Below are 9,181 nucleotides of genomic sequence, written 5' to 3' on the forward strand. Positions count from 1 at the left end.
AGCCCGAAGGGCTCGACGTGGTGGAGATCTATCCCAACGGCATTTCCACCTCGCTGCCGTTCGACGTGCAGCTGGCGCTGGTGCGCAGCATCCGCGGTTTCGGCAACGCGCACATCACCCGCCCCGGCTACGCCATCGAGTACGACTTCTTCGACCCGCGCGGGCTGAACAACACGTTGGAGACCAAGGCGGTCTCCGGGCTGTTCTTCGCCGGACAGATCAACGGCACCACCGGCTATGAAGAGGCCGCCGCGCAGGGCCTGCTGGCCGGACTCAATGCAGCGCGCCACGTCCGCGATGAAGCCGGCTGGTGCCCGCGCCGCGACGAGGCCTACCTGGGCGTGCTGGTCGACGACCTGATCACCCACGGCACCACCGAGCCGTACCGCATGTTCACCAGCCGCGCCGAGTACCGGCTGCAGCTGCGCGAGGACAACGCCGACGTGCGCCTGACCGGCATCGGTCGCGAACTGGGCCTGGTCGACGAGCGTCGCTGGGCCGCGTTCCAGGCCAAGCAGGAGGCGGTGGCGCTGGAATCGGCGCGGCTGCGTGCGCTGTGGGCCACCCCGGGCAACGCGCTGGGGCGCGAGGTGGAAGCCACGCTGGGCGTGGCGGTCAGCCGCGAAACCAACGTACTGGATCTGATCAAGCGCCCGGAGCTGGACTACGCCACGCTCATGCAGGTGCCGTCGCTGGGCCCGGGCGTGGATGACGCGAAGGTCGCCGAGCAGGTGGAGATCGGGGTCAAGTACGCCGGCTACCTGGACCGCCAGCGCGACGAGATCGAACGCCAGCAGCGCCACGAGAACACCGCCATCGACGCCGCGTTCGATTACGCCGGCGTGCGCGGGTTGTCGGCCGAAGTGCAGCAGAAGCTGGAACGCGTGCGCCCGCAGACCATCGGCCAGGCCCAGCGCATTCCCGGCATGACCCCGGCCGCGATCTCGCTGCTGCTGGTGCACCTGGAACGCGCGCGGCGCAGCCGGGTGGCGTAACGGTCTACGTGGGACACGCATGGCGTGTCTCTACGCGGTGATCCACGCGGCGTAGCGACACGCCATGCGTGTCCCACGCGGCGCATCCGCAGGTCCGGGGCACGCCCCGGCCTTATCATCTCCACCTGCCTTACGGAGCTCCCCCATGTCCCCCCTGCGCCCCTTCCTCGATACCTTCCCCGTCGTCGGCGCGCGCGCCTACATCGACCCGGCCTGCACCATCATCGGCGACGTGGTGCTGGGCGAGGATGTCTCGGTATGGCCGGGTACGGTGATCCGGGGTGACGTCAACCATGTGCGGATCGGGGCGCGCAGCAACATCCAGGACGGCACCATCATCCATGTCAGCCACCACAGCCCGTACAACAAGGGCGGCTACCCGACCCTGATCGGCGAAGGCGTCACGCTCGGCCACGGCACCATCGTGCACGCCTGCACCATCGGCGATTACTGCCTGATCGGCATGGGTGCGTGCATCCTGGACGGCGCCACCGTGAGCCGCCACAGCTTCGTCGGCGCCGGCGCGGTGGTCGGGCCCGGCAAGGTGGTCGGCGAAGGCGAGCTGTGGGTGGGCAACCCGGCACGGCCGGCGCGCACCCTGAGCGACCAGGAGATCGAGTCGCTGCATTACTCGGCGGACCACTATGTGCGGTTGAAGGATAAGTACCTTGGGATGTGAGGGTGCCGGTTTTGTTCCGGCACCTGCAGCCACCCATGGGGTGGCTCTACCGGTGCGTGCCTGTACACGGTAAAGTCGTTGTCCGACCCAGGAAGCAGTCGAGAACCGCATGCCGTTGGCAGCCGACCGGAGAGGAATCCGGCGCCCCACCTCCCGCCGCGTGCGCGCATGAGCGCGCCGATGCTGGATACCTACCGTGAAGTGATCACGCCCGAAGGCGTGCCACTGCACCTGCCGGCCGCCGGCCCGGTGCCGCGAGCGCTGGCCTGGGCGATCGACTTCGTGATCCGCGTGGCGGCGCTGCTGCTGCTGAGCATTCCGCTGGCCGTGCTGGGCGAATTCGGCCAGGGCCTCTACCTGGCCCTGATGTTCCTGCTGATGTGGGCCTACACCATCGTGCAGGAAGCCTGTTGGGGCCGCACCCTGGGCAAGCGCCTGCTGAGCCTGCGCGTGGTTGCCCAGGACGGCGCGCCGATCGGCTGGATGGCCGCCATCACCCGCAACCTGCTGCGCACCGTGGACATGCTGCCGTTCGGCTATGCGCTGGGTCTGCTGTCGAGCCTGTTCGACCCGCATGGGCGCCGCCTCGGCGACCTCGTTGCCGGCACGGTGGTCATTCACGACACCACCCGGCCACTCGCCGCCAGCGTGGCCATCGACACGGTGCTTGCGCCGCCGCAGCCGTTGCTGCCGGCCGAGCAGGCGGCGGTGGTCGCCTTCGCCGAGCGCGCGCCGCGTTTGTCCGGGCCTCGCCAGCAGGAACTGGCCGCCGTAGCCGAGCCGATCAGCGGCGGGCAGGGCCAGGTCGGCGTGCTGCGCCTGTATGCCATGGCCAACTGGCTGCTGGGGCGCCGATGAGACAGGAACAGTTCGTCGCCCGGTACCAGGGCGAATGGCAGGCGCTCGAGCGCTGGCTCACCCTGCGTGGCGACAGCGCGCGCCGCGCGCGGCGCATCGTCGACCCGTCTTCCCTCAATGACGAAGATGTCCCGCAGCGCTATCGCCGCCTGTGCCAGCAGCTGGCGTTGGCGCGCAAGCGCGGCTACAGCCCGCAGCTGGTGGCGCGCCTGCAGCAGCTGATGCAGGAGGGCCACGGCCTGCTCTATCGCACCCCGGCGCCCCGCTGGCGGCGCGCACTGGAATTCCTGCTTGCCGACTTCCCGCAGCTGGTGCGCAGCCAGGCGCGCAGCATGTGGGTGGCCACCGCATTGTTCGTGCTGCCGCTGGTGGGCAGCTTCGCGTTGATCCAATGGCACCCGGACGTGGTGCACATGCTGATGGACAACAAAGACATCGCGGCGATGGAGCGCATGTACGACCCGTCGTCGCCACATCTGGGCCGCGACAGCGGCACGGACTGGATGATGTTCGGCTACTACATCATGAACAACATCAGCATCGGCCTGCGCACCTTCGCCAGTGGCCTGCTGGCGGGTGTCGGCACCGTGCTGGTGTTGTTGTTCAACGGGCTCACCATCGGTGCTGCGGCCGGCCACCTGCAGCACATCGGCCACGGCGATCCGTTCTGGCGGTTCGTGGTCGGCCATGGCGCCTTCGAGCTGACCGCGATCGTGATCGCCGGCGGTGCCGGGCTGCAGCTGGGCATGAAGCTGCTGGCACCCGGCCGCCGTCGTCGCATCGATGCGCTGGTGGAAGGCGGCGTGATCGGCGCGAAGCTGTGCTTGGGCGTTACCGCGATGCTGCTGGTGGCCGCCTTCATCGAAGCATTCTGGTCGTCCATTGCCGCCGTCCCCGCGTGGGGCAAGTACAGCGTGGCCGCCGTGCTGTGGACCCTGGTGTTCGTGTGGCTGTGGCGTGGCGGACGAGGAGATGGCCGTGCGCATTGACCAGCTCAACGTCAACCTGCGCGCCCGCTCGGAGTGGGAGGCCATGGAGCTGGGCACCGCGCTGGTGCGTCGCCATGCCCGCGCGATCTGGCTGCCGCTGGTGTGCGTCTCGCTGCCGCTGTTCGTGCTGTTCAACGCGGCGGCGTGGTGGGCCGATGCATTTGGCTGGGCGTGGATCGCCATGTGGTGGATCAAGCCGCTGACGGACCGCATCGCGCTGTATGTGATATCGCGCGGCGTGTTCGGCGACGAACCGCGCCCGCTGCAGACATTGCGTGCGCAGCGCAGCTGGGGCTGGACCGGGTTCTGGGGCTACCTGGGCTGGCGCCGCTTCAGTCCGTTCCGTGCGTTGCTGATGCCGGTCAATTTGCTGGAGGGCAGCGACGCCCAGCAGCGCGGCGTGCGCCGCCGCGCGGTGCTTGGCGGTGCCTTCGGGCCTGCCCTGCTGCTGACCACCGTCTGCATGGCGTTCGAGCTGGTCATCGTCAGCGGCTGCATCGCGGCGATCTTCCTGTTCGTGCCGTTCGACCTGCTCTCCGACTCCTGGCGCGCCGCGTGGGAGATGGTCAGCGAAACCATGCCGCCGTGGGCGAAGCTGGGCGTAAATGCCTTCTTCTGGCTGGCCGCCACGTTGATCGGGCCCTTCTACGCGGGCGCCGGCTTCGCGCTGTACCTCAACCGCCGCACCGAGATGGAAGCCTGGGACGTGGAAATCGCGTTCCGCCGCCTGCGCGAACGGCTGCAGCAGGCCGCCCCCCTGCTGGTGCTCGCACTGGTGCTGTGCTGGCCGATGGCCGCCGTGCACGCCACCGAACCGGGCGCGGCACCCAGTTGCAGCGTGCCGCAGGGCGCCTTCGACGAGGACGGCGAGGCGTACAGCGACGAGGACGAGGACGAAAGCGAAGACAGCCCGGACGTACCGGCCGATGATCCGTCCAACACGCCGGCAGTGATTTTCGGGGGTACCGCGCCGGACACGGCCGGCTTCCGCCAGGCGGTGCAGCGTGGCTACGAAGATCCACTGGTGAGTTCCACCCGTCAGGTCAGCCGCTGGGAGCGCACGCTGACCGACGCGGAGAAGGAAGCCGAAAAGAACGAGCGGAAGCTGGACAAGAACGGCAAGGGCCGGCCCAAGGGTCCGCTGCTGCCTGCGCAGATCGCCGAATGGATCCTGTGGGGCTTCGTCGGCCTGCTGGTGGTGCTGCTGGTCGCCACCGCGCCGCGCTGGGTGCGTTGGCTGCGCGGCACCGGGGCGCGCCGCCGCACGGCCGTGGACCCGGTGCTCGAGGAGGCGGTGGAGCTGCCCGAGGTCATCCCGCCGGACCCGGCCGCGCGCGCGCGCGACCTGTGGCAGCAGGGCCGGCCACGCCAGGCACTGGCGCTGTTGTACCGCGCCAGCGTGGAGTCGATGAGCGAGCGCGCCGAGGTGGTCCTGCCGCCGGGCGCGACCGAGGCGCAATGCCTGCGCGCGTCGCGGCGCATGCCCGAGGAGGCCGACCGCACCCTGTTCGCGCAGGTCGTGCGGGTGTGGCAGTACGCCGCCTATGCCGGGCGCCTGCCCGAGCCGGAGGACTTCGAGACCTTGGCCACCACGCTCCAGACCCAGTTCCGGTGGCGCGCATGAGCACGCGTCTTCGCTGGTTGCTGGTGGTTGGCGTGCTGGTGGTGTTGGGCGTGCCCGCGGCGATCCTGTTCCTGCGCACCCATGAGCGCGTGACCCACACCGAACACCTGCCACCGCAGGGCGAGGCCAGCTACAACCCGTTGTACGTGCTGGGCCAGGCGCTGCGTGCCGATGGCATCACCGCGCAGTCCGGTCCGCGCATCGACCTGCGGCGCATGCAGCTGCAGCCGGGCGACACGCTGGTGCTGCTGCAGGACAACGCCGATGTGCCTGCCCCGACCGCGAAGGCGCTGCTGCAGTGGGTGGAGGGCGGCGGCCATCTGCTGCTGCGCACGCCACCGTTGCCCAAGGACGAGGAGGAAACGCAGGGGCCCCTGCTGGACGCCCTGGGCGTGGACACCGAGTACTACGACAGCGCGTGCAAGCCGTTCCACATTGCCGACGACCCGGGCCACGTCGAGTTCTGCAGGGGCCGCCGCTTTGGCGTGGACGCGCCTGACGGCATCCGCGTGGAGCGCGAATGGGGCGACGACGACGGGCTGGTGTTCGCGCGCCTGCGCAAGGGCGCCGGCACCGTCGACGTGGTATCGGACATGGAGTTCCTCAAGGGAACGCCGCGCCCCTTCCGTGCCGACGATCCGAAGGACAGCCTGGCCGATGGCCTGCATGACATCGCCCACCGCGACCTGACCCGTTACCTGCTGGACCCGAACTACGCCAAGGGCACCATGTGGCTGATCTACGGCTCGCGGCCCCCCACGCTGTGGTCGCGCATCTTCTACCAGGGCTGGCCGGTATGGGTGCCGCTGCTGCTCGCCCTGTTGGGCTGGTTGTGGCAGCGCTCGCAGCGGCTGGGCAGCGTGTTGCCGGCGCCCGCCACCGAACGACGTTCGCTGCTGGAGCACGTGCGTGCCAGTGGCGAACACCTGCTGCGCTACGGCAAGGCCCCGCTGCTGTACGACGCCGTGCGCCGCGCCTTCCTGGCGCGCCTGCGGCGGCGTGCGCCCACGGCCGCCGCACTGGCCGGCGAGGCGCAGGTACACGCCATCGCCACCTTGCTGCAGTGGCCGCATTCCCGCGTCCAGACCGCCCTGCAGGTACCGCCATCGAAGGATGTCGTGGCCCTGCGTGACCGTATCCGCCTGCTGATCCAGATGAGAAACCTGCTATGACCGAGCCGACCGTTCCGCCGCCGCTGTCCCCTCCCGCGCTGTCCGGCCAGAGCCTGGTCGAACGCGTCGATGCCGTGCGCGAGGCGGTGGGCCGCGCCTTCATCGGCCAGCCTGAGGTACTCCACCAGATCCTGATCGCACTGCTGGCCGGCGGCCACGTGCTCATCGAGGGCGTGCCCGGGCTGGGCAAGACGTTGCTGGTGCGTGCGCTGGCACAAGCACTGGAGCTGGACTACGGGCGCGTGCAGTTCACCCCGGACCTGATGCCCAGCGACGTCAGCGGACACGCGGTGTATGACCCGAAATCGGAGAGCTTCAAGATCCGCCGCGGCCCGGTGTTCACCAACCTGCTGCTGGCCGACGAGATCAACCGCGCCCCGGCCAAGACCCAGTCCGCGCTGCTGGAAGTGATGCAGGAAGGCCAGGTCACCATCGAAGGCAAGTCGTTCGCATTGACCCCGCCGTTCCTGGCCCTGGCCACGCAGAACCCGGTGGAACAGGAAGGCACCTATCCGCTTCCGGAAGCGCAGCTGGATCGTTTCCTGCTCAAGGTGATCATCGACTACCCGGCGCTGGAAGATGAGAAGCGCATGGTGGATGCGATCACCACCGGCCGCAGTGCGGCCGACTTCGACCTGTCGCAGGTGCCGCGCGTGCTCAACGCCGCCGAGGTGATCGCGCTGCAGCAGGCCACCGCCTCCATCATCGTGGACCCGGAAGTGGTGGACTACGCGGTACGCATCGTCGCCGCGACCCGCAGCTTCCCGGGCATCGCGCTCGGCGCCGGCCCGCGTGGCAGCATCGCGCTGGTGCGTGCGGCGCGCGCACAGGCCGTGCTGGCCGGCCGCGACTTCGTGACCCCGGACGATGTGCGTGAGATCGCGCGCCCCGCGCTGCGTCACCGCATCGCGCTGGCGCCGGAGCTGCAGATCGAAGGGCAGTCGGCCGACGACGCACTGACGGCATTGCTGGCCAAGGTGGAAGCGCCGCGCAAATGAGGCCAGGGCCGCTGCTGCTGGTGCTGCTGGTGGGCTGGGCACTGCTCGGCCTGCCGGTGGCGTTTGGTCTGCTGCCCGGCTGGGCCTGGCAGGCCACGGGCGCGGCGATCGCGCTGCTGGCGCTGATCGACCTGCTGCGGCTGCGCGCGCAGCCCTCGCCGACGGTACAGCGCGACCTGCCTGAATCACTGGCGTTGAACGTGGAGCGGCGCACCACCCTGCGCATCGAGTCCAGCCGCCGCCAGCGGGTGGAGGTGTTCGACCGGGTGCCCGGCGAATGGTCGCTGCAGGGGCTGCCGCGCACGTTGACGCTCAAGCCGCTCGTCGCCAGCAGCATCGAGTACACGCTCACGCCGACCGCACGCGGCCGCTTCGCCTTCGACGGCATTCACCTGCGCCTGCACGCGCCGTGGCGGATGTGGCGGCAACTGCGCCTGCTGCCACCGGCGCTGACCGTGCGCGTGTACCCCAACTTCGCCCCGCTGACCCGCTTCGCGCTGTTCAGTGCCGAACAGGCCTCGCGCTTGGTGGGCGCGCACCTCAAGCGCCGGCGCGGTGAGGGCACCGATTTCCACCAGATGCGCGAATACCGCATCGGCGACAGCCTGCGCCAGATCGACTGGAAGGCGACCTCGCGCGCACGCAAGCTGATCTCACGCGAATACCAGGACGAGAAGAACCAGCAGCTGGTGCTGATGATCGACACCGGCCGCCGCATGATGGCCAGCGAAGGTGGCCTGTCGCACTTCGACCACGTGCTCAATGCCGCACTGGTGGTGTCCTACCTGGCACTGCGCCAGGGCGACGGCGTGGGCCTGTTCGCCAGCGGCGGCGACAGCCGCTGGGTGGCCCCGCAGCGCGGCATGGGCGCGATCGACGCGCTGCTGCGCGCCAGCTACGACCTGCAGGCGCAGCCGGTTGCGACCGACTACCTGGCGGCGGCCACCGAATTGAGCCTGCGCCAGCGCCGGCGTTCGCTGGTGATGCTGGTCACCAACGTGCGCGACGAGGATATCGAGGACCTGCTGGTGGCGGTACGCCTGCTCCAGCGCCAGCACCTGGTGTGCGTGGCCAGCCTGCGCGAGCGCGAGCTGGACGCCGCACTCGGCCAGGACGTGGACACCCTGCAGGATGCCGCGCAGGCGGGTGCGATCGCGCGCTATCTGCAGCAGCGCAATGATGCGCACGAGGCGCTGCGCAGCCACCGGGTGATGGTGCTGGATGTCACCGCCGATGCGTTGCCGGGCGCGCTGGTGGAGCGTTATCTCGCGGTCAAGCGCGACGGGTTGCTGTAAAGCAGCTGCGGCAGGTGGGCACCACGGCGGGGTAGAGCGGACTATTAGTCCGCTGCCGTTGACGTGCTGCATGGCGGCATCGCTGAGCGCAGCGGACTGGAGTCCGCTTTACCGGCTTGTACTCCCGCCTGGGCTGCTGATCCAACCTAGGCAACGGCAAAGCCGTTCGCTGGTCTGACCAAGTCAGACAGCTGCCCATCCACGATGTGCACGTTTCGGGCTACTCGAAGGGCAACCTCCTGATCGTGAGTGACAATGATGATCGTAGCGCCGGATGTATTGATCTCTTGGAGGAGCACCAAGATGGCGTTTGCCATTTCCGTATCCAGGTTGCCCGTCGGCTCGTCAGCCAGCAGCAGTCTGGGCGTGCCAGCCAGCGCTCGCGCAATTGCCGCTCGCTGCTGTTGACCGCCCGATAGTGTACCGGGGTAATGGTGAGCCTTGGACCCAAGGCCAACCTGGTCCAAGACGCGGGTGATCCTTTCTTTACGGTCTCTCGCGCTAAGCCCGCGATACCTCAAAGGCACATCCACATTGTCGTAGAGCGTCAGATCCGGGATCAGGTTAAAGC

General features: G+C 69.0%; 9 protein-coding genes. 8 read left to right on the forward strand and 1 reads right to left on the reverse strand.

Annotated elements, in window-relative coordinates:
* The 8 genes from ACREPD_RS20805 to ACREPD_RS20840 all read left to right on the forward strand — a co-directional run.
* Positions 1–995, forward strand: a 995-nt coding sequence (locus tag ACREPD_RS20805) for an FAD-dependent oxidoreductase (RefSeq protein WP_431601062.1), incomplete at its 5' end; no start/stop codon positions are given.
* A gap of 145 nt (positions 996–1,140) precedes the next feature.
* A complete protein-coding gene (locus ACREPD_RS20810) occupies positions 1,141–1,674 on the forward strand; it encodes a gamma carbonic anhydrase family protein (RefSeq protein ID WP_431601063.1) in 534 nt (177 codons plus the stop codon).
* Positions 1,675–1,842: 168 nt separating this feature from the next.
* Positions 1,843–2,532 (forward strand): RDD family protein, encoded by a 690-nt coding sequence (locus tag ACREPD_RS20815; RefSeq protein ID WP_431601064.1) that lies wholly within the window; start codon positions 1,843–1,845, stop codon positions 2,530–2,532.
* The gene (locus ACREPD_RS20820) at positions 2,529–3,521 is read left to right on the forward strand and encodes a stage II sporulation protein M (RefSeq protein WP_431601065.1); all 993 of its coding nucleotides are present in this window, start codon (positions 2,529–2,531) and stop codon (positions 3,519–3,521) included. The genes ACREPD_RS20815 and ACREPD_RS20820 overlap by 4 nt, the downstream gene beginning before the upstream one ends.
* Complete coding sequence (locus ACREPD_RS20825) at positions 3,511–5,145, forward strand: DUF4129 domain-containing protein (RefSeq protein ID WP_431601066.1); 1,635 nt, start codon at positions 3,511–3,513, stop codon at positions 5,143–5,145. Before ACREPD_RS20820 ends, ACREPD_RS20825 begins: the two co-directional genes overlap by 11 nt.
* The gene (locus ACREPD_RS20830; protein WP_431601067.1) at positions 5,142–6,317 is read left to right on the forward strand and encodes a DUF4350 domain-containing protein; all 1,176 of its coding nucleotides are present in this window, start codon (positions 5,142–5,144) and stop codon (positions 6,315–6,317) included. Before ACREPD_RS20825 ends, ACREPD_RS20830 begins: the two co-directional genes overlap by 4 nt.
* Positions 6,314–7,315 (forward strand): AAA family ATPase, encoded by a 1,002-nt coding sequence (locus tag ACREPD_RS20835; RefSeq protein ID WP_431601068.1) that lies wholly within the window; start codon positions 6,314–6,316, stop codon positions 7,313–7,315. Before ACREPD_RS20830 ends, ACREPD_RS20835 begins: the two co-directional genes overlap by 4 nt.
* Positions 7,312–8,610: a DUF58 domain-containing protein gene (locus tag ACREPD_RS20840; protein WP_431601069.1), complete on the forward strand. Its 1,299-nt coding sequence runs from the start codon at positions 7,312–7,314 to the stop codon at positions 8,608–8,610. Before ACREPD_RS20835 ends, ACREPD_RS20840 begins: the two co-directional genes overlap by 4 nt.
* Before the next feature lie 146 nt (positions 8,611–8,756).
* Here the strand turns inward: ACREPD_RS20840 and ACREPD_RS20845 are convergent.
* On the reverse strand, positions 8,757–9,181 hold a 425-nt coding region (locus ACREPD_RS20845; RefSeq protein ID WP_431601070.1), incomplete at its 5' end, for an ABC transporter ATP-binding protein.

The sequence above is a fragment of the Stenotrophomonas sp. genome (assembly GCF_050737075.1).
GTDB lineage: Bacteria > Pseudomonadota > Gammaproteobacteria > Xanthomonadales > Xanthomonadaceae > Stenotrophomonas.

Bases quoted from the DNA above. Each gene is read 5' to 3' on its own strand.
- ACREPD_RS20810 (WP_431601063.1), top strand. From the start codon at position 1,141: ATGTCCCCCCTGCGCCCCTTCCTCGATACCTTCCCCGTCGTCGGCGCG.
- ACREPD_RS20840 (WP_431601069.1), top strand. From the start codon at position 7,312: ATGAGGCCAGGGCCGCTGCTGCTGGTGCTGCTGGTGGGCTGGGCACTG.
- ACREPD_RS20820 (WP_431601065.1), top strand. From the start codon at position 2,529: ATGAGACAGGAACAGTTCGTCGCCCGGTACCAGGGCGAATGGCAGGCG.
- ACREPD_RS20815 (WP_431601064.1), top strand. From the start codon at position 1,843: ATGAGCGCGCCGATGCTGGATACCTACCGTGAAGTGATCACGCCCGAA.
- ACREPD_RS20835 (WP_431601068.1), top strand. From the start codon at position 6,314: ATGACCGAGCCGACCGTTCCGCCGCCGCTGTCCCCTCCCGCGCTGTCC.
- ACREPD_RS20830 (WP_431601067.1), top strand. From the start codon at position 5,142: ATGAGCACGCGTCTTCGCTGGTTGCTGGTGGTTGGCGTGCTGGTGGTG.